The following is a 20,590-nucleotide window of genomic DNA, read 5'->3' on the forward strand; positions in this document are numbered from 1 at the left end:
CCCACCAAAAGGAGTTCGCCATGTACAACCGCATCCTCATCGCCACGGATGGAACAGAGCTTTCCGACAAAGCCGTACGCGCCGGCATTGAGCTGGCTGCGCTCTCAGGCGCCAGCGTCGTCGCACTCAAGGTGGTCTCGCACTACCCGCGCAGCTACATGGAAGGCACGGATCTGCAGGACATCAAGGAAGCCAAGCGCATAGAAGAGCAGTGGACGGAGCAGGCCCAGGTGCTGCTGGGCGGTATCAAGAACCTGGGTCAGGAGCACAAAGTGAGCGTAACCCCCGAGGTGGTGCACTCCGATCTGGTGGCAGAAAGCATTGTGGAAACCGCCAAAAAACGCGATTGCGACCTGATCGTGATGGCCTCTCACGGCCGCAAGGGCCTGCAGCGCCTGCTGCTGGGCAGCGAGACCCAGCACGTGCTCACCCATTCGCATATACCGGTGCTGGTGCTGCGCTAACGCCACCTCACAACCGCAGCTACGCTTCGCCTGATTGAAAGCAGGCGCTCACACAGAACAAAAGCAGCTTGCACCCAGGCTGCTTTTATTCATTTTGGCCTCTAGCCCACAAGAGATATGCGCTAGTAGCTATCAATTCGTGAGTCAAGGTGAAAGTCAAAGGACCTGGCTGCACATAAAGAAGCTGCCCCTCGCCCACGCAATTGAGCACTCGCCACAGTCAAACAAACTCTTTCTGGTACTGGTCGCGCAACAGCTTCTTCTGCACCTTGCCCATGGTGTTGCGCGGCAGGGCATCGACCACATAGCAGCGCTTGGGCACTTTGAAATTGGCCAGCTTGGCCTTCAGAGCATCGATGATTTTCTGCCCGTCGACCTGCGCCCCCTTGCGCGGCACGATGACGGCCACGCCCACCTCGCCAAAGTCAGGGTGAGAGACTCCGACCACCGCGCTTTCGTCCACGCCGGCCAGCTCGTTGATAAAGCCTTCCACCTCCGCCGGATAGACGTTGTAGCCGCCCGAGATGATCAAGTCCTTGCTACGGCCCACGATGGAGAAATAGCCGCGTGCGTCCTGCATGCCCACATCGCCGGTCTTGAACCAGCCGTCCTTGGTGAACTCCTCGGCCGTCTTCTCCGGCATGCGCCAGTAGCCAGCAAACACATTCGGGCCTTGCACCTCGATATTGCCAATCTCGCCCACGGGCAGCGGCAGGCCGTCATCGCTGTGAACGCGCACGCCCACGCCGGGCAGCGGAAAGCCCACGGTACCGCCGCGGCGCTCGTCCTCATTGCCGTAGCGCGGGTCTGCCGTGTAGGGGTTGGAGGTGAGCATGGTGGTCTCACTCATACCATAGCGCTCCAGAATGGCCTGACCGGTACGCGTCTTCCAGGCGCGGAAGGTCTCGATCAGCATGGGTGCCGAACCCGAGATGAACAAACGCATGTTCGCGGCCTTGTCGCGATCCAGGCGTGCATCGGCCAGCATGCGCACATACAGCGTAGGCACGCCCATGAAGATGGTGGCGTCCTTGAAGCGGTCGATCACCGCCGCAGGTTCGAACTTGGAAAACCAGATCATGGGGCTGCCATTGAGCAAAGCGCCATGAATCGCCACGAACAGCCCGTGCACGTGAAAAATGGGTAATGCATGGATCAGCACATCGCCGCCCTGCTCCGGCGTGCGCCAGCCCCAGTAAACCTTGAGCATGGCCGCATTGGTGGCCAGATTGCCGTGGGTGAGCATGGCGCCCTTGCTGCGCCCGGTAGTGCCGCTGGTGTAGAGAATCGCGGCCAGATCATCGGTCTTGCGCATGGCGGGTTGCTGCTCATCGCCATGGTGAGCGGCGCGGTCCAGCAGGGTACCGCTGCGATCCGTGCCCAAGGTGTAGACATGGCCTACGCCGCTGTTGAAAGCGATCTTGGAGACCCAGCCAAAACTTTCGGGCGCGCAGACCACCACGGCGGGCTCGGCATTGCCTATGAAATATTCAATTTCTGCACTTTGATACGCCGTGTTGAGCGGCAGAAACACGTGACCTGAGCGCAAGGTGGCCAGATACAGCATCATGGCCTCTACAGATTTTTCCACCTGCACGGCCACGCGGCTGCCCTCGGGTAGTTGCAGCGAATCGAGCAGATTGGCCATGCGCGCACTGCCATGATCCAGATCGGCCCAGGTGTAGTACAGGCTCTGGCCATCGGGATCCACGGCCTCCACCGCCACTTGGTCCATCTGAGCAGGAAATGCGGCGCGCAAGGCGCTGTAGAGATTCGCTTGGTGCATGTCGGTCATCGGTGATCAAAGAAAGAGGAACTGGGATGCGAGAGACATCATAGTTCCTCGATACGGGGCCCAAGACCTGGTCCATGACGGCCCGTTACCGGCCCCCTGGCCGGGGCCGGTTGCCGCGCTCAATCGAGTTTCACTCCCGAAGCTTTGACCACCTGGGCCCAGCGCTGGATCTCGCTGTGAATCATGGCCGCAAACTGCTGCTGGTTGAGCTTGCCATACTCCGCTCCGTTGCGCGCCCAGGCGGTCTTGACCTCCTCGGCCGCACCGATTTTCTGCACCTCCTGCAGCATGTGCTGCTGCATGACGGCAGGCGTGTTCTTGGGAGCCCACAGCCCGTACCAAGTGGTTACGGTGTAGTCGGGCAGGCCCACTTCGGCGGCGCAAGGCACGTCGGGGAAGGCGGGGTTGCGCTCCTTGCCGGCCACCATCAAGGCCTTGATTCGGCCGCTCTTGATGTGCTGAGCCGAGGAACCCAGGCCGTCGAACACCATGTCCAGATTGCCGGCTATCAAATCCTGTAGCGCCGGGCCCGCGCCCTTGTAGGGGATGTGCAGTATGGAGGTCTTGGTCTGCAGCTTGAACAGCTCGCCGGCCAGATGGTGGGAGCTGCCCGAGCCTGCCGAGCCATAGTTGTATTTGCCCGGCTTGCTGCGCATATCGGCCAGCAACTCCTGCACCGTGTTGAACGGCACATTCTTGGGATTGACCACCAGCACCTGGGGAACGCTGGCCAGCAGTGCCAGCGGCACGAAGTCACGTTCCAGGTCGTATTCAAGTCGGGGGTAGACCGATGGCGCGATCACATGGTGGGCACCACCCATGAAGAAGTTGTAGCCATCGGCCGGCGCCTTGGCGGCAATGGCCGCGCCCAGCGTACCGCCCGCCCCACCCCGGTTGTCCACCACCAGAGTCTTGCCGGTGATCTTGGAAAACTGGCTGGAAAACGGCCGGGCAAATGCATCGGTGCCGCCGCCGGCAGGAAAGGGCACGATCAGATTCACCGGCTTGGCAGGCCATTCGCCAGCGGCTGAGGTCTGCGCCTGGGCCAGGCCCGTCCAACCGGACAGACCGCCCGCAGCCAGCGCGCCCATGGAATGGATCAGCTCGCGTCGCTGCCTAGAAAACTCCTGCATTGCATCTCTCCTGAATGCCCAGCATGGCCGGGCTGAGTGGTCAGAAGGCGCAGAGACAGCTTGCTTGCAAGGCTTGACGCAGCACGCTCACGCCGTGCGCATCAGTTCTTGCACAGCGATTCAATCTCGGAGGAGACGGGAATCTTGCCCTGCGCCAGCAGGCTGCGGTGCTTGTCCAGACGCTTGAGGTCATACAGATAGTTGACCATCAGCCCCATGGATTGCTTGTGCCCCTTGGGCGACAGGTCTGCCGCCCAGTTCAGGCGCTCCACGCGCGCACCGTTGCCGAGGTGAAAGCGTGCCACGGCATCGAGCGGACGACCCTTGGCAGTTTCCCGCCCCAGATAGCGGGCGGCGCAGAACATAGCCGCCTGACGCACGGCAGACTTTTCCTTGAGCGAGGCAGGATCGTCCAGCGCGGCCAGCAAATGCGCCATGTCCACGCCGCCGGCAGCGGCTTGCAGCGCTGCTTTCTGCTTGTCGTCCAGCTCGGCCAGCACGGCATCGCCATGCTTGGAGAGCCAGGAGCGCAGGCCGGGAATGGGCGACAGCGTGGCAAAGTGCTTGAGCTTGGGGAACTCCTGAGTGAGCGTCTCCACCACATGCTTGATCAACGAATCGCCAAAGCTCACGCCCTTGAGGCCCGATTGCGTATTGCTGATGGAATAGAAGATGGCGGTATTGGCCTTGGCAATATCGGCGGCGGCAGCCGATTCGTCGAGCAGCGGCGCAATGCTGTCGGACATCTTGTCCACCAGGGCCACTTCCACAAAGATCAGCGGCACCTTGGGCATGCGCGGGTGAAAGAAGCCGTAGCAGCGGCGGTCGCTGTCCAGGCGGTTCTTGAGGTCCGACCAGCTGCGGATATCGTGCACGGCTTCGTACTTGATGAGCTTTTCCAGCAGCGATGCCGGCGAATCCCAGTTCAGGCTCTTGAGCTCCAGCAGCGCCACATCAAACCAGTTGGAAAACAGGTGCTCCAGCTCGGCATCCAGGGCCACATAGCGCTGCTCGGCCTTGGGCAAGGCCAGCAGCTCGGCCCGCATATCAACCAGAAAACCCATGCCGCCCTGCGGCTGGGCAAAGCGCTGCAGCATCCGGGTACGCGAAGACATCAAGGCCCGACGCAAGCCCATTTCGGCTTCGCTGCGCTCCACATCGCTACCGGCCTTGTCATAGCGTTCGCGCGCGGCCTGCAGCGCCGTGGCATCGGGGCCAAACTGCTCGATGATCAGCGCCCAGAAATCCTTGTGGGCCGGCAAAGCCGCCTTGGCATACCAGTCCATCAGCAATTGGGCATGGCGACCACCCTCCACATCGCTCAGCGAAGCATCGGCCACTTGCTGCAGATCTTCCAGCAGGCGGCGCAGCTCGCGCGGAGACAATGCCTCCTGCCCGCGCTTGAGGGTTGCCTCCAGGCGCTTTGCCAGCGGACGCTGCTCCACGCCATCCTTGCCAGGTTTGTCGCCTTCCACGCCACGCACCCACAGCGTGGTCTGCTCGATCCAGTCTGCTGCCCAACCCATTCACATCTCCTTGCGTGCTGTTGATGATGCTCTCAATCGAGAAGCAAATACCGCATATGCAGTCATGTCTGCAAGCATTATGGGCAGATTTTGTGACCCCAGGCACGGGCTGTTCCGCCCAGAAACAAAAAACGCAGGCCTGGGCCTGCGTCGTGAGGAAATGGGGCTAGGCCGCGCAATAAAGCTGCCTTATGCCGCCGAGCGATTGACGCTATAAGGCGCATTCTTGCCGCACCACAGCCACATGAGCGCACCGCCCGCAATCATCGGAATGCACAGCCACTGGCCCATGCTCATGCCCAGGGACAGAATGCCCAGGAAATCATCGGGCTCGCGGAAATACTCGGCAATGAAGCGGAACACGCCATAGCCGAACAGGAAGACCGCGGCCACCTGGCCGGGCTTGTGCTCCTTGCGTGCGTAAATCCACAGCAGGATGAACAGCAGCAGGCCTTCCATCAGCATCTGGTAGATCTGCGAAGGGTGGCGCGCAATCATGGAACCGCTTTGCGGAAACACCATGGCCCAGGGCAGGTCGGCACTGGCAGCACGCCCCCAGAGTTCGCCGTTGATGAAGTTGCCAACTCGGCCTGCAGCCAGCCCGGTAGGTACGCAGGGCGCTACAAAATCTGCGACTTGCAGCCAGCTGCGCTTGCGCGAATGTGCAAACCAGAGCATGGAACCGATCACGCCCAGCAGGCCACCGTGAAAGCTCATGCCGCCTTGCCAAACGGCAAAAATCTCCAGTGGATGCGTGAGGTAGTAATCTGGCTTGTAGAACAGGCAGTAGCCAAGGCGCCCGCCGATGATTACGCCCAGCACGCCGAGAAACAGAATGTCCTCCACATCCTTGCGCGACCAGGCTTGATCGCCCCGCATGTATTTGAAGGGCGGATGATTCAGGCGGCGCGTCCCCAGGAACAGGAACAGCGCAAATGCTGCCAGATAGGTCAGACCATACCAATGCACGGCCAGGGGACCGATTTGCACGGCAACGGGATCAATTTGCGGATACATCAGCATGACAGGCATTGTGCCGTAGCCAGACATGCCCCCAGGAATGCGCCGCAGGAAAACCACTCGAGCCGGACTGCGGCGACTCGCCATCCTATGCCGAATCAATGAAAACAGCCTCAAGCGCTTGTTGGACAAGCGCGTCAAGCTATTGATTTCATTGCATCAAGGCTTGCGCACGGCTTCCAGTTTGATCAAGCCTTCTTTCACCATTTCGCGCACGCTGCGACTGGCCTCCTGCGTCATCTCCCGCAACTGCTGGGGCGATCCGCCCAGCACCTGAACTCCCATGACCTGCAAGCGCTCCTGCATGGCTGGCTCGCTCAACACGGCGTTGGCAGCCGTGTTGAGCTTGTCGATAATCTGTGGCGGTGTGCCTGCAGGAGCCACCAGACCGAACCAGGTAATGGCCAGATCGTTGAGAGCCGGATGACCGAGCTCCCTGAACGTTGGAACCTGGGGCAAGGCCGGCAGCCTCTCCTGCGCAGCCACAGCGATCGGTATCAGCCGGCCCGAGCTCACATGGGCGGAAGACGAGGGGTACTGATCGCTCAGAACATGCGTCTCCCCCGATAGCGCACTGCTCACCACCGGTCCCTGACCCTTGTAGGGAATGTGGTGCAGCCGAATCTTCAGCGAGGCATTCATGCGTTCAATGATCAGATGCCCCACCGAGCCCACGCCCGATGAACCGATATTGAGCAAAGAAGGCTTGCTGCGCGCCAACATGACGAACTGACCAAAGTTGTGCACGCCCAGACTGGGGTGTACCGAGAACACCGAGGCAATGGAGGTCAAGGCCACGATCGGCGCCAGGTCCTTGCTCGGATCTATGCGCGAGACATGGGCCAGCAGCACGGGGTTGACGGCCAGGGTACTGATGGTGCCCAGCCCGATGACGTAGCCGTCGGGTGCCGCATGGGCCACGGCTTCGGCACCGATCAGGCCGCTGGCGCCGGCGCGATTTTCGACAATCACGGCCTGCCCTAGCGGGGCCTGCATGGCATCGGCCACCATGCGGGCGATGATGTCGGCAGAGCCTCCGGGAGTGAAGGGCACGATCAGGCGCACCGGACGCTGCGGATAAGTGGCATGGCGCGCATCGATGGAGCTCTGCGCCCAGGCCGCCGGACCTGCCGAGCCCAGAATGCAGGCACTGACAACGCTAGCGAAGGCACGCCTGACCCTGGGGTATAGCTTGCTCCACTGAAGGCCTGTGGCCTGCTTCATGGCGAAAACTTCCTCATTGCAAAAATGACGACAGCCGCCCAACCCTCAGGGTTGCAGCGGCTGTCGGGATTGTCCATCAACGCTGGCGCCAGCGCGGACAAAAAGTACAGAAACCTCAGTCGTCCAGCAGCGACAGATCGCGCACGGCGCCGGTATCGGCACTGGTCACCAGCATGGCGTAGGCCTTGAGGGCTGCAGAAACCTTGCGGGGACGTGGCTTGACAGGCTTCCAACCCTTGGCGTTTTGCTCTTCGCGGCGACGGACCAGTTCTTCATCACTGACCAGCACGTTGATGGAGCGGTTGGGGATGTCGATGCGGATCCTGTCGCCGTTTTGCACCAAGCCGATCGCGCCGCCGGCAGCCGCCTCAGGCGAGCAGTGGCCAATCGACAGACCCGAGGTTCCGCCAGAGAAGCGGCCGTCCGTCAGCAGCGCGCAGGCCTTGCCCAGGCCCTTGGACTTGATGTAGCTGGTGGGGTAGAGCATTTCCTGCATGCCGGGGCCGCCCTTGGGGCCTTCATAGCGCACGATGACGATGTCGCCCGCCTTGACCTTGTCGGCCAGAATGTTCTCCACCGCTTCGTCCTGCGACTCGGTGACGTGGGCCGTGCCTTCGAACACCAGGATGGACTCGTCCACACCGGCAGACTTGACCACGCAGCCGTCCAGGGCGATGTTGCCGCGCAGCACGGCCAAGCCGCCTTCTTTGCTGAAGGCGTGCTCATAGCTGCGGATACAGCCTTCGGCGCGGTCCAGGTCCAGGCTGGGCCAGCGGGTGTTCTGGCTGAAGGCAACCTGCGTGGGAATACCAGCGGGGCCTGCCATGTAGAAGTGACGAACGGCTTCGTCTTGCGTGACGGTGATATCCCATTGGGCCAGCGCATCGGCCATGGTCTTGGCGTGCACGGTGGGCACATCGGTGTGCAGCTTGCCGGCCCGAGCCAGCTCACCCAGGATGGCCATGATGCCGCCTGCGCGGTGCACGTCTTCGATGTGGTACTTGGGCGTATTGGGCGCGACCTTGCACAGTTGGGGCACAACGCGCGAGAGGCGGTCGATGTCGGCCATGGTGAAGTCGATTTCGGCTTCCTTGGCAATGGCCAGCAGATGCAGGATGGTGTTGGTGGAGCCGCCCATGGCGATATCCAGCGTGATGCAGTTCTCAAACGCTTTGAACCCCACGGAGCGTGGCAGCACGCTGTAATCGTCCTGCTCGTAGTGCTGGCGGGCCAGCTCGACGATGCGACGACCGGCGCGCAGGAACAGCTCTTCGCGGTCAGCGTGTGTGGCCACCACGGTGCCGTTACCGGGCAGGGACAGACCCAGTGCCTCGGTCAGGCAGTTCATGGAGTTGGCAGTGAACATGCCCGAGCAGGAACCGCAAGTGGGGCAGGCCGAACGCTCGACCTGCGCGACCTCTTCATCCGAGTAGCGGTCATCTGCCGCAATCACCATGGCATCCACCAGATCGAGCTTCTTGAATTCGATCACCTTGGTATCGGGATTGGCCAGCTTGGTCTTGCCCGCTTCCATGGGACCGCCGGAAACGAAGATCACCGGAATGTTCAGGCGCATGGCGGCCATCAGCATGCCGGGGGTGATCTTGTCGCAGTTGGAGATGCACACCAGTGCATCGGCGCAATGCGCATTCACCATGTATTCCACCGAGTCGGCGATCAGATCGCGGCTGGGCAACGAATACAGCATGCCGTCATGGCCCATGGCAATGCCATCGTCAACGGCGATGGTGTTGAATTCCTTGGCAACACCGCCCGCCTTTTCGATCTCGCGCGCCACCAACTGGCCCAGGTCCTTCAGGTGCACGTGGCCGGGCACGAATTGCGTGAAGGAGTTGGCAATGGCGATGATGGGCTTTTCGAAGTCGCCATCTTTCATGCCAGTGGCACGCCACAGGGCGCGCGCACCGGCCATGTTGCGGCCGCCAGTGGAAGTTTTGGAACGATATGCGGGCATGGGGTTAACTAGGTCAGACGTTATCGTGGAATGAACAGCCAATTATGTCCCACTGCTTCCCGCATAGGTGCATGCATTGGTTTACGCGGCAGACAAACTGTCTTAAACAGTTTCGCCAGCCATCGTATTTCAAGACCCCCAGAGCGTGGATGCGTGCTCAGCGCCGGCGCGAACCGGGTGCCAACGCCTTCTTCTGGCGCTCAATACGCTCCTTCTTGCGCTGATCCATCTTGTCCATGGCCTTGCGCTTGGTATAGCCGCTGGCATCGGCCCAAGCCCACCAGGCCGCTGCAGCGCCGTAAACACCCAGGATGACCCACCAGCTCCAGACAGCCACAGGACCGATTTCTGCCACCTTGAGCAAAGACAACAGAATCGCCAGACCTAACAAATACATACACCCTCCTCACTTTTCTCAACAGTGCCTACATCAGTACATACACAATACCGCCACTACAATGCCGATGTAATCGAACTTTAACAACTGCACCCAGGATTACCTCATGATGAAGCAAACACTGATCGCCTTCGCCCTGTCCGCAGCGGCGGTGGCTCCTGCCATGGCTGACCAGGCTTTGGCTCAGTCCAAGAACTGCATGGCCTGCCACGCAGTTGATAAAAAGCTGGTCGGCCCTTCCTTCAAGGACGTGGCTGCCAAGTATGCCGGTCAAAAAGATGCTGTCGACAAGCTGGCTGCCAAGGTGATCAAGGGCGGCAGCGGTGTCTGGGGCCCCGTGCCCATGCCTGCAAACGCCCAAGTGAACGACGCCGACGCCAAGAAGCTGGTGACCTGGATTCTGACGCAGAAGTAATCACTACTGTTTGCATAGCAAAACAAAGCCGCACGGTATACGCCGTGCGGCTTTTTTGCATCTACCATCAGATTTGTGCCATGGAGCAAGCAGCCCCGCCCAAACAATAAAAAAGGCCCCTAAGGGCCTTTCATGGATCTGACCGGCGTCAAAGCGCAGATCAGGAGTCGCGGGAAGCACGCTTGCGGTCGTGTTCCTTCAGGTGACGCTTGCGCACGCGCAGGCTGGTGGGGGTGATTTCCAGCAGCTCGTCGTCTTCGATGAATTCCACGCCATATTCCAGCGACAACTCGATAGGAGGCGTGATCTTGATCGCGTCTTCCTTGCCGCTGACGCGGAAGTTGGTCAGCTGCTTGGTACGCGTGGCGTTCACCACCAGGTCGTTGTCACGGCTGTGGATACCGATGATCATGCCTTCGTACACAGGATCGTTGGCCTTGACGAACATGCGGCCACGGTCGTCCAGCTTGCCCAGGGCGTAGGTGAAAATTTCACCGTCGTCCATGGAGATCAGCACGCCGTTCTTACGGCCGCCGATGTCACCCTTGTGGGGTTCGTAGCTGTCGAAGATGTTGGCAATCAGACCGGAACCACGTGTCAGGTTCAGGAATTCGTTGGTGAAACCGATCAGGCCACGGGCCGGGATACGGTATTCCAGACGGACGCGACCGCGACCATCGGGTTCCATGTTCACCAGCTCGCCCTTGCGCTCGCCCAGGGCTTGCATCACGCCGCCTTGATGGCCTTCTTCGATGTCGACAGTCACCAGCTCGATAGGCTCGTGCTTGACACCGTCAATCATGCGCATCACCACGCGGGGCTTGGAAACGGCCAGCTCATAGCCTTCGCGGCGCATTTCTTCCAGCAAGATGGTCAGGTGCAGTTCGCCGCGACCCATCACTTCAAAGATACCGTCTTCATCGGTTTCCTTGACGCGCAGAGCCACGTTGGAACGCAGTTCCTTTTGCAGGCGGTCCCAGATCTGGCGGCTGGTCACAAACTTGCCTTCACGACCGGCCAGAGGCGAGGTGTTCACGCAGAAGTTCATGGTCAGTGTGGGCTCGTCAATCTTCAGCATCGGCAGAGGCTGGGGATTGGCAATGTCAGTCACTGTTTCGCCGATACCGATGTTTTCGATACCGCTGACCAGCACGATTTCCGAAGGACCGGCTTCGGTGGCTTGCACGCGATCGATACCCTGGAAGGTGTGAACCTGGTTGATCTTGCCGTTGTAAGCCTTACCGTCAGGGCCAGCCATGACAGCCACTTGCTGACCGGGCTTCAGAGTACCCTGGGTGATACGGCCCACGCCGATACGGCCCACGAAGGTGGAGTAGTCCAGAGCGGAGATCTGCAGCTGCAGAGGTGCAGAAGCGTCACCTTGCACCGAAGGCACGTGCTCGAGAATGGTGTTGAACAGGGCGGACATGTCCTCACCCCACTTGGCACCTGGCTCGCCTTCTTCCTTGGAAGACCAGCCGTTGATGCCCGAGGCGTACACCACGGGGAAGTCCAGCTGCTCGTCGGTAGCACCCAGCTTGTCGAACAGGTCGAAAGCGGCGTTCACCACCTTGTCGGGGTTGGCACCAGGCTTGTCCACCTTGTTGACAACCACGATGGGACGCAGACCCAGGGCCAGCGCCTTCTTGGTCACGAAGCGCGTCTGAGGCATAGGGCCTTCTTGCGCATCGATCAGCAGCACCACACCGTCAACCATGGACAGAGCACGCTCCACTTCACCGCCGAAGTCCGCGTGACCGGGCGTGTCGAGAATGTTGATGTGCGTACCTTGCCAGCTGACGGCGCAGTTCTTGGCCAAGATGGTGATGCCACGCTCGCGTTCGATGGCGTGGTTGTCCATCACGGTGTCCACGACTTTTTCGTGTTCAGCGAAGGTACCCGACTGGCGCAGCAGCTGGTCAACCATGGTGGTCTTACCATGGTCAACGTGCGCAATGATCGCAATGTTGCGGATTTGTTTGCTCATAATGTTTTCCCATTGCCGCAATTCGTTATTGCGGCGTGCCTTCCAAAATCTGTTGAATTTCGAGCGGACTGAGCAGGCGCTCGGGAATCAGCTCCCCTTGCTCCACACGGCCGACCCCCAAAAGGGCTTGCGGACGCTCACCATACACGGCCACAGCCTTGGCGTCAGGCCAAGTCCCTCTGCGACGCATGCCTGACAAAAATCGTCTTGCATCCTCTTCGGACAAAGTGACAACTGCATGGCGATGCAGCAGCGCCTGCGCAGGCAATACCTGCGCCAGACGGTCCTCTTCACTCATGGCTTCCAGCGCCTGCAATGTCACGCAGCGCGAGACATCAATGCCACCGGTTTCCACACGGCGCAAAAAACGCAGGTGTGCGCCGAAACCCAGCGCTTCACCCACGTCTTCACCCAGCGTACGGATGTAGGTTCCCTTGCTGCAGGACACTCTCATCTTGATAGCTGGATACGCTTGATCATCCTGCGTCAGCGTCAGTTCCAATGCATGGATCGTGACATTGCGTGCGGGACGTTCAACCTCTACGCCTGCGCGGGCGTATTCGTATAAAGCCTTGCCGTCTTTCTTGAGCGCACTGTGCATGGGGGGCACTTGCTGAATGTCCCCCGTGAACTGCGCCTGGACAGCTGCCAGACGCTCCGGCGTGATGGCTGCCAGATCGACAGCACGCTCGCGCACCACTTCACCTTCGGCATCGGCCGTAGTCGTGGTCTGGCCCAGTCGGGCAATGGCTTCGTATGTTTTTTCAGCTTCCAGCTGGAGCTGACTGAATTTGGTTGCAGCGCCAAAGCACAGCGGCAGCACGCCACTGGCCAGCGGATCAAGCGTGCCGGTATGCCCGGCCTTTTCGGCGCGCAGCAGCCACTTGACCTTCTGCAAAATATCGTTGCTGGACCATCCCAGCGGTTTGTCGAGCAGCAACACCCCATGCACAGGGCGCCGCTGCACCCGGGTGCGAGGGGCGTTCATGTGCTTAGCCTTCTTCAGGTCCGCGCGACGCCACTGCCTTGGCAATCAAGGCATTCATATCGGCAGCACGCTCGGTGGTGCGGTCGTAGATGAAATGCAGTGTGGGCACGGTGTGAATGTGCAGGCGCTTGAACAGGCCGTTGCGCAGAAAGCCTGCAGCCTGGTTGAGCGCCATTTGGGTTTGTTCAGGATCACCGACCAGCAAGCTGAAGAACACCTTGGCGTGGGCATAGTCAGGAGTCACCTCCACGCTTTGCAGCGTGACCATGCCAACACGCGGGTCCTTCAACTCACGGGCGATCAGCTCCGACAGATCACGCTGGATCTGGTCGGAGACTTTGAAGCTGCGGTTAGGCGCAGCAGATTTCTTACGAGTAGCCATTAGAAATTACAGCGCTCACAAGGTGCGGGCGATTTCCTTGATCTCGAACACTTCGAGCATATCGTTCTCACGAATGTCGCTGTAGTTCTTGAGCTTGATACCGCACTCGAAGCCTTCCTTGACTTCCTTGACGTCGTCCTTCAGACGGCGCAGCGATTCGATTTCACCCGAGTAGATGACCACGTTGTCGCGCAGCAGACGGAAATGTGCACCACGGGTGACATGACCTTGAGTGATGTAGGAACCAGCAATCGTACCGATCTTGGTTGCCACGAACACCGTGCGGATCTCGGCCATACCGATGATCTCTTCGCGCTTCTCGGGAGCCAGCATGCCGGACATCGCAGCCTTCACTTCATCTACGGCGTCGTAAATGATGTTGTAGTAGCGAACGTCCACGCCATTGCCTTCAGCCGTCTTACGGGCCTGGGCGTCTGCACGCACGTTAAAGCCGATCACGATGGCCTTGGAGGCAATCGCCAGGTTGATATCGGATTCGCTGATACCACCCACGCCGGAGTACACCAGTTGCACCTTGATCTCGTCGGTCGAGAGTTTGAGCAGCGAGCCGCCCAGTGCTTCTTGCGAACCCTGCATATCGGCCTTGATGATGATGGGCAGTGTCTGCACATCGCCAGCACTCATTTCGGCGAACATGTTTTCCAGCTTGGCCGCTTGTTGCTTGGCCAGCTTGGTGTGACGGAACTTGCCTGCACGGTAGGTTGCGATTTCACGGGCACGGCGTTCGTCAGCCAGCACCATGAAGTCATCACCAGCCTGCGGCACTTCGCTCAGACCCTGGATTTCCACAGGAATCGAAGGGCCAGCCGACTTGGTCTGCTTGCCGTCTTCATCCAGCATAGCTCGCACGCGGCCATAGGTCTGGCCAGCCAGTACCACATCGCCAACCTTCAGCGTACCGGACTGCACCAGCACCGTAGCCACGGTACCACGCCCCTTGTCCAGCTGGGCTTCGATCACGATACCCTTGGCAGCGGCTTCCACCGGGGCCTTGAGTTCCAGCACTTCGGCTTGCAGCAGCACTTGCTCCAGCAGCTCGTCGATGCCCATGCCGGTCTTGGAAGACACGGACACGAAAGGCGAATCGCCACCGTACTCTTCAGGCAGCACCTGCTCGGTCACCAGCTCTTGCTTGACGCGGTCTGCGTTGGCATCGGGCTTGTCCGACTTGGTGATGGCTACCACCATGGGAACACCAGCCGCCTTGGCGTGCTTGATGGCTTCCTTGGTCTGAGGCATCACGCCGTCGTCGGCTGCAACCACCAGAATCACGATATCGGTTGCCTGTGCACCGCGAGCACGCATGGCCGTGAAGGCCTCGTGACCGGGAGTATCCAGGAAGGTAACGATGCCGCGAGGCGTAGTCACATGGTAGGCACCGATGTGCTGGGTAATACCACCAGCTTCGCCCGACGCAACCTTGGTGCGACGGATGTAGTCCAGCAGCGAGGTCTTGCCGTGGTCCACGTGGCCCATGACGGTCACCACAGGAGCGCGAGGCAGAGCTTCGGCTTCCGACTGAGACACTTCGTCGTCCGTGAAGGCTTCCAGGTCGTCCAGTGCGGCAACCTTGGCCACGTGGCCCATTTCTTCCACCACGATCATGGCGGTGTCTTGGTCCAACGGCTGATTGATGGTGACCATCTGGCCCATCTTCATCAGCACCTTGATGACTTCCGATGCCTTGATCGCCATCTTGTGGGCCAGTTCGGCCACCGTGATGGTTTCGGGCACGTGCACCTCAATGGAGCGGAACTCGGCTGGTGCGTGCTGCTGGTGTTGCTGGTCGTCGCCACGGCCGCCACGACGGCCGCCCTTGGAACCACCACGCCAGTTAGAACGGGAACCCACGCCACCGGAGCTGTCGCCACGGGTCTTGATTTCCTTTTTCTTGCCGTTGGCGTCGTTGGACCAGCTCGAGGAGAGCTTGGCCGACTTGACTTCCTTGCCACCAGCATTGGCGTTGCGTGCCCCGGCGTTGCCAGAATTGGCACCTGCACCGGCAGCGCCGGTCTTGGGTGCATTCTTCTTGGCGTCCGCCGTGGTTGCAGCAGGTGCAACCTTCTTGGGCTCTTCCGGCTTCTTGGCAACCAGCACCTTTTTGGGTGCGGCCATCATGGCGCGAATCGCTTCAGCTTCAGCCAATGCCTTGCGGCGGCGGTCATCGAGGTCCTTGGCACGACCGGCTTCTTCCTCGGCCTTCGCCTTGGACTCCGCCTCAGCCTTGGCGCGAGCCTCGGCTTGTGCAGCAGCACGAGCAGCTGCACCAGCAGCATGCTCACGCTTGACTTCTTCCTTTGCAGCCTTGGCTTCAGCAACCTTGGCTACTTCTGCAGCTGCGTAGGCAGCTGCACGCTCTTCAGCTTCGCGCTCACGGCGCTCGCGCTCTTCGCGCTCTTGACGTTCTTTGGCCAATTCCACTTCCTGATGGCGCAAATGCTCTACCTCATGGCGAGCAACTTCTTCACGACGTACCAGCTCTTGAGCAGCGGCACGTTCCTGCACTGCCTTGGCCATGCTTTCAGCATTGGCCTGGGCTTCTGCGGGTGTGTCTTCCCGCTTGACAAAGGTACGCTTCTTGCGCACTTCCACCTGGATGGTTCGTGCGCGGCCAGTCGCATCCGCCTGCTTGATTTCGCTGGTGGATTTCTTGGTCAATGTAATTTTCTTGGCACCACTTCCGTGGCTGGCCTGCAGATGGCTGAGCAAGCGTTGCTTGTCGCCTTCAGTCAGCGCATCACCTGCACTGGCTATTTCCAGCCCTGCCGCCTTGAGCTGTTGCAGCAAGGTTTCAGGGGTCTTGTTGAGCTCTTTCGCAAACTCGGCAACCGTATTACTCGACATATATGCTCTGTACCTCCCTGACCTTACTCTTGCCCATCGGTGAACCAGTGCTCGCGCGCCTTCATGATCAATGCCTTGGCTTCATCTGCGGTCTGACCGGTGATATCGGTCAATTCGTCAATGGCCAGATCGGCAAGATCATCACGGGTGAGCACGCCTGAAGTAGCCAGCTTGTTCACTATTTCGGGCGTAATGCCGTCCAGTGCCACCAGATCTTCAGAAGCCTTGCTCACATTTTCCTCGCGGGCGATTTCCTGCGACAGCAATGCATCCTTGGCACGGCTGCGGAGTTCGTTCACCGTCTCTTCATCGAACGATTCGATTTCGAGCATTTCCTGCAGAGGGACATAGGCCACTTCTTCCAGGGTCTCGAAACCTTCGTCGATCAGGATGTTGGCGATATCTTCGTCCACATCCAGCTTTTCCATGAACAGGGTGCGGGCCACTACGGACTCGTCTTCCTGCTTTTGCGCCGATTCAACGGCGTCCATGATATTAATCTTCCAGCCAGTCAGCTCGGAAGCCAGGCGTACGTTCTGACCGCCGCGACCAATCGCGATGGCCAGGTTCTCTTCGTCCACCACCACGTCCATGGCGTGCTTTTCCTCGTCCACCACGATGGAAGAGACATTGGCAGGAGCCAGAGCACCGATCACGAACTGTGCGGGGTCTTCAGACCACAGCACGATGTCCACGCGCTCGCCGGCGAGCTCGTTGGTCACGGCATTGACGCGGGTGCCACGCACGCCGACGCAGGTGCCGATGGGATCAACGCGCTTGTCGTGAGAGATCACGGCAATCTTGGCGCGGGAGCCGGCATCACGTGCGCAGCTCTTGATCTCCAGCAGGCCTTGTTCAATTTCGGGCACTTCATTGCGGAAGAGCTCAACCATGAATTCAGGGGCCGAACGCGACAAGATGATGGGGGCGCCGCGCAAGGTGGCATCCACCTCCATGATCATGGCGCGCACACGGTCGCCGCTGCGCAGATTTTCCTTGGGGATCATCTCGCCACGGCGCAGACGGCCTTCCACACGGCCGGATTCGACAATGATGTCGCCCTTGTCCATGCGCTTGACGGTACCGGTGAAGATTTTGTCGCCGCGATCCAGGAACTCGTTGAGCAGCATTTCGCGCTCGGCGTCACGAATCTTCTGCAAGATGACTTGCTTGGCTGCCATGGCGCCGATACGGCCAATGGGCAGCGATTCGATCTGCTCTTCGATGTACTCGCCGACCTGAATGCCGGGCATGCGGTCTTCCGCATCCATCAGCATTTCTTCGGCTTCCGGGTTTTGCAGACCGGCATCATCGGGCACAACGAGCCAACGACGGAAAGTATCGTAGTCACCGCCGTCGCGATCAATGGCCACGCGGATGTCTACTTCACCTTGGTACAGTTTCTTGGTAGCCTGGGCCAGAGCGGACTCCACGGCACCGAACACCACATCGCGCTCCACGTTTTTTTCGCGCGAAATGGCTTCAACCAACATCAACAGTTCGCGATTCATGCGACGACTCTCCTATTTCAATCTCACAAAGAGGATTACATTGACGGCCTCTTTGTCCCAACGACTCGACACCCAAGCCAGCCTTAAACAGGCTTGGCCGCGCGCCCTTTGAAATTCACAATGGGGGCCAGACGAGCGTCCCTCAACTCATCCAGCGTAAAACCCAGAGCCTGCAACGGTGCAGGCTCGCGCTTCTTGCTGACGCGTACGCCCGGCTTGACGGGCGGCTCGTCACTCCAGACGATTTGCCAGCCACCTTCATCCGTACGTTCCAGTGTTCCGCGAAATTTTTTACGATTGGCATTGACCTGACCACCTGCAGCGCCACCAATGGGCTCCTTCAGGGTCAAATCAATCAAAGCACCGTTAAAACGGATGAAATCCTGTTCGTGACGCAGCAAGCGGTCGATACCCGGAGAGGAAATCTCCAGGCGTGCGTACTCGATGCCGTCGACCTCCAGCGCAAACTGCAGCTGACGCGTCACCTTCTCGCAATCTTCCACGGTCACGAACTGCTCGGGCAGCACAGGCGCACCTTCGACCGGTGCCTGCCAAGGCAAATCAATTGTGATGCGCAATAGGCCGCCCGCAGTGCGTTCTATTTCAACCAGGTCATAGCCCAGACCGGTCACGGTTTGTTCAACGATTTGCTGTAGTGCCACGTGTAATCAGTTCAGTCCCGAAATGTCCACCAATCCCTAAATAGCTGCTGTTGCAAGCTACTCACCAGGGAATTGCCCAAAAAAAACGGGCGGTAGTTACCCGCCCGTTTGGTCGTGAAGCAGCGATTGTAGCCGCAAACCGTTGTTTTCGCAAAAACGCTTTGCACAAAACAGGGCTCAACGCAAGACTTCGTCCAGGTCTCTGGCCGCCAGCAGCCTGTGCAGCAATTGCTGGGCTTCCAGCGCATTGGCAGCCCGGGCCGCCGGATCATTGGGCAAGGACTGCAGCATGCGCGCAAGCACCTGAATTTGCGGCAGCACCGGCCCCAGAAAACGGGCTTGATTTGCATCGTCGGCAACCAGAACCGAGGGAAAGGTTTCGATGTCCAGATCCCCGGTCACATCTTCACGATCCTCCACATCCACCCAGACAAAGCGCATCTGCGGAAACTGGGCCGCCAGCGCTTCAAAAGGCTGGCGGTACTGCTTGCAGGTACCGCACCAGTCGGCACAAAGGCAGACCACCTGCCAGCCCTGTGCGTTTGAATCGTTTTGCATTTGTGTCATTGGCAAGCCCGGCATGCAGCCCGGCGCATCTATCTGGATAGTTGCAGCACATCGCGCTGCTCTCATTGAGATGGTAACGACTATTGAATACACAAGAGGACGACCCACTTTTTCCATATCTGCCGGCAAGAGCTCTGGCAACGCCTGCTTTGGCTCTTGTCCCGCCAGGCAGGGCGAACTATGCTTTCCATAGCGTGTTTAGCGTGCTGCACTGCGGCATGAGCGCCGCCTGCGGCCTTTTCTTTCCGACGGACTCAACAATGGATGGATCCATGGATCACAAGGACTACTACCAGATACTGGGCGTGGACAAGCACGCCAGCGCTGACGACATCAAAAAGGCCTTCCGCAAACTGGCCCGCAAATACCACCCGGATATCAGCAAGGAAAAAAATGCGGCCCAGCGCATGGCCGAACTCAACGAGGCCAACACCGTGCTCTCGGACCCTGAAAAACGCGCCGCCTATGACAGCATGGCCGATGCACCGCGTTACGCCGGCGCACAAGGCGGCAGCGGAGGATTTCAGCCACCGCCTGACTGGGATCAGCATGACTTCCAGTTTCATAGCAGTACCCCTGGCAATGATGCCGACTACAGCGAGTTTTTCTCGCAAATGTTCGGTCAAGGCGCCCGTGCCAGACGCAGCCGCACCGGCAGCCGGGGCGACTTTGAGCAATCCACGCCCGATATGCGCGGCCAGGATCAGCACGCCAGCATCGAGCTGGAATTGCAGGACAGTTACCAGGGTGCGGTTCGCTCGCTGCACCTGCGTACCACCGCCATCGACGAGTACGGCCAGCCCATCTACAAGGACAAGGAGCTGCAGGTCACCATTCCCAAGGGCGTGCGCGAAGGGCAAATGATTCGGCTGGCCGGCCAGGGCGGTGCCGGCCTGGGCAAGGGCCCCGCGGGCGACATCTTGCTGGAGGTGCATTTCGTCAGCGACCCGCGCTGGTGGGCCGAGGGCAAGGATGTCTACCAACATGTCGCCCTCGCCCCCTGGGAGGCTGCCCTGGGCGGCCCGGTGCAAGTCAAGACTATTGCCGGCGAGCTGGAAGTGAACGTGCCTGCAGGCTACCGCGCCGGACGCAAACTGCGCGTCAAGGGCAAGGGTCTGCCGGCTGCCACGCCCGGCGACCTGTATCTGGTTCTGGATATTGCCATTCCCGCAGCCCAAACCGATGCCCAGCGCGCGGCCTACCGGGCATTTGCCCAGGCATTCCCCGGCTTTGACGCTCGCCAGCAAGGCCAAGGAGCATCACGATGAGCACCACACCCTACCCTTTTTATGAAGCCGCCGAGCTGCTGGACCAGGCAGCCCTGAGCCTGCAGGATCTGGCCCGACATTGCAGCACCAGCCCCGAATGGGTGATAGAGCATGTGCAGACCGGCGTGCTAACGCATGACGGCAGCACGGCATCAGGCTCCGCTGCCGAGCAGTGGCGCTTCAGCGCCCAGACCCTGGTGCGGGCCCGGCGCGTGGCCCATCTGGAGCACAGCTTTGATGCCGACCCCCAACTGGCAGCCCTGACCACCGACCTGATAGAGGAAGTCCAACAGCTGCGCCGCCAGCTCAAGGCCTTGCAGCGCTAGATCCAGGCCTAAAAAACAAAAGCCCTCGACGCATGGCATCGAGGGCTTTTATCAATCTGCGGCAACACCAGCCAACGCTGGCGCG

At 59.9% G+C, this 20,590-nt stretch carries 18 protein-coding genes; 4 read left to right on the forward strand and 14 right to left on the reverse strand.

Translation table 11 applies throughout. The annotated features are described in order from the left end of the window. Positions 1–20: 20 nt before the first annotated feature. Complete coding sequence (locus ACNAZA_RS15070) at positions 21–464, forward strand: universal stress protein (protein WP_120967297.1); 444 nt, start codon at positions 21–23, stop codon at positions 462–464. A 220-nt stretch (positions 465–684) separates the two neighbouring features. Here the strand turns inward: ACNAZA_RS15070 and ACNAZA_RS15075 are convergent, their stop codons facing one another. The 7 genes from ACNAZA_RS15075 to ACNAZA_RS15105 all read right to left on the reverse strand — a co-directional run bounded on the left by ACNAZA_RS15075 (position 685) and on the right by ACNAZA_RS15105 (position 9,534). Beyond that, positions 685–2,250, reverse strand: coding sequence for a malonate--CoA ligase (locus ACNAZA_RS15075; protein WP_415797407.1), 1,566 nt, complete (start codon positions 2,248–2,250; stop codon positions 685–687). Between the two features lie 128 nt (positions 2,251–2,378). Next, a complete protein-coding gene (locus tag ACNAZA_RS15080) occupies positions 2,379–3,392 on the reverse strand; it encodes a Bug family tripartite tricarboxylate transporter substrate binding protein (RefSeq protein ID WP_415797356.1) in 1,014 nt (337 codons plus the stop codon). A gap of 101 nt (positions 3,393–3,493) precedes the next feature. Next, complete coding sequence (locus ACNAZA_RS15085) at positions 3,494–4,918, reverse strand: malonyl-CoA decarboxylase (protein ID WP_415797357.1); 1,425 nt, start codon at positions 4,916–4,918, stop codon at positions 3,494–3,496. 189 nt (positions 4,919–5,107) lie between these two features. Next, positions 5,108–5,950 (reverse strand): prolipoprotein diacylglyceryl transferase, encoded by an 843-nt coding sequence (gene lgt / locus ACNAZA_RS15090; RefSeq protein WP_415797358.1) that lies wholly within the window; start codon positions 5,948–5,950, stop codon positions 5,108–5,110. Between the two features lie 147 nt (positions 5,951–6,097). Then, positions 6,098–7,162: a Bug family tripartite tricarboxylate transporter substrate binding protein gene (locus ACNAZA_RS15095; protein ID WP_415797359.1), complete on the reverse strand. Its 1,065-nt coding sequence runs from the start codon at positions 7,160–7,162 to the stop codon at positions 6,098–6,100. A gap of 115 nt (positions 7,163–7,277) precedes the next feature. Further along, positions 7,278–9,137, reverse strand: a complete 1,860-nt coding sequence (gene ilvD, locus ACNAZA_RS15100) for a dihydroxy-acid dehydratase (RefSeq protein WP_415797360.1) — start codon at positions 9,135–9,137, stop codon at positions 7,278–7,280. A 157-nt stretch (positions 9,138–9,294) separates the two neighbouring features. Beyond that, positions 9,295–9,534 carry a TIGR04438 family Trp-rich protein gene (locus ACNAZA_RS15105; RefSeq protein ID WP_415797361.1) on the reverse strand — a complete coding sequence of 80 codons (240 nt, stop codon included), beginning with the start codon at positions 9,532–9,534 and terminating at the stop codon, positions 9,295–9,297. Positions 9,535–9,643: 109 nt separating this feature from the next. On the opposite strand from ACNAZA_RS15105, the gene ACNAZA_RS15110 reads away from it, so the two are divergent. Then, positions 9,644–9,949, forward strand: a complete 306-nt coding sequence (locus tag ACNAZA_RS15110; RefSeq protein ID WP_120970918.1) for a c-type cytochrome — start codon at positions 9,644–9,646, stop codon at positions 9,947–9,949. A 160-nt stretch (positions 9,950–10,109) separates the two neighbouring features. On the opposite strand, the gene typA is transcribed toward ACNAZA_RS15110, so the two are convergent. From typA to ACNAZA_RS15145, 7 genes are all read right to left on the reverse strand, one after another. Next, positions 10,110–11,936: a translational GTPase TypA gene (typA, locus tag ACNAZA_RS15115; RefSeq protein ID WP_415797362.1), complete on the reverse strand. Its 1,827-nt coding sequence runs from the start codon at positions 11,934–11,936 to the stop codon at positions 10,110–10,112. Between the two features lie 25 nt (positions 11,937–11,961). Next, positions 11,962–12,924: a tRNA pseudouridine(55) synthase TruB gene (gene truB / locus ACNAZA_RS15120; RefSeq protein ID WP_415797363.1), complete on the reverse strand. Its 963-nt coding sequence runs from the start codon at positions 12,922–12,924 to the stop codon at positions 11,962–11,964. Between the two features lie 4 nt (positions 12,925–12,928). Beyond that, a complete protein-coding gene (gene rbfA, locus ACNAZA_RS15125) occupies positions 12,929–13,306 on the reverse strand; it encodes a 30S ribosome-binding factor RbfA (protein ID WP_120967283.1) in 378 nt (125 codons plus the stop codon). A gap of 15 nt (positions 13,307–13,321) precedes the next feature. After that, entirely contained in the window at positions 13,322–16,171 is a 2,850-nt protein-coding gene (infB, locus tag ACNAZA_RS15130) for a translation initiation factor IF-2 (protein WP_120967282.1), read from the reverse strand. A gap of 23 nt (positions 16,172–16,194) precedes the next feature. Further along, positions 16,195–17,682, reverse strand: coding sequence for a transcription termination factor NusA (gene nusA, locus ACNAZA_RS15135; RefSeq protein WP_120967281.1), 1,488 nt, complete (start codon positions 17,680–17,682; stop codon positions 16,195–16,197). A gap of 83 nt (positions 17,683–17,765) precedes the next feature. Then, positions 17,766–18,344 (reverse strand): ribosome maturation factor RimP, encoded by a 579-nt coding sequence (gene rimP / locus ACNAZA_RS15140; protein WP_120967280.1) that lies wholly within the window; start codon positions 18,342–18,344, stop codon positions 17,766–17,768. A gap of 177 nt (positions 18,345–18,521) precedes the next feature. Continuing rightward, positions 18,522–18,902 (reverse strand): thioredoxin family protein, encoded by a 381-nt coding sequence (locus tag ACNAZA_RS15145; RefSeq protein ID WP_415797364.1) that lies wholly within the window; start codon positions 18,900–18,902, stop codon positions 18,522–18,524. Between the two features lie 281 nt (positions 18,903–19,183). Between ACNAZA_RS15145 and ACNAZA_RS15150 the strand changes: the two genes are divergently transcribed. Beyond that, positions 19,184–20,179: a DnaJ C-terminal domain-containing protein gene (locus ACNAZA_RS15150; protein ID WP_415797365.1), complete on the forward strand. Its 996-nt coding sequence runs from the start codon at positions 19,184–19,186 to the stop codon at positions 20,177–20,179. Continuing rightward, on the forward strand, positions 20,176–20,505 hold the full coding sequence (locus ACNAZA_RS15155) for a chaperone modulator CbpM (RefSeq protein ID WP_415797366.1): 330 nt from the start codon (positions 20,176–20,178) through the stop codon (positions 20,503–20,505). The genes ACNAZA_RS15150 and ACNAZA_RS15155 overlap by 4 nt, the downstream gene beginning before the upstream one ends. The last annotated feature ends 85 nt before the right edge of the window (positions 20,506–20,590 follow it).

The sequence above is a fragment of the Comamonas aquatilis genome (assembly GCF_965139575.1).
Classification (GTDB): Bacteria; Pseudomonadota; Gammaproteobacteria; order Burkholderiales; family Burkholderiaceae_C; genus Comamonas; species Comamonas aquatilis.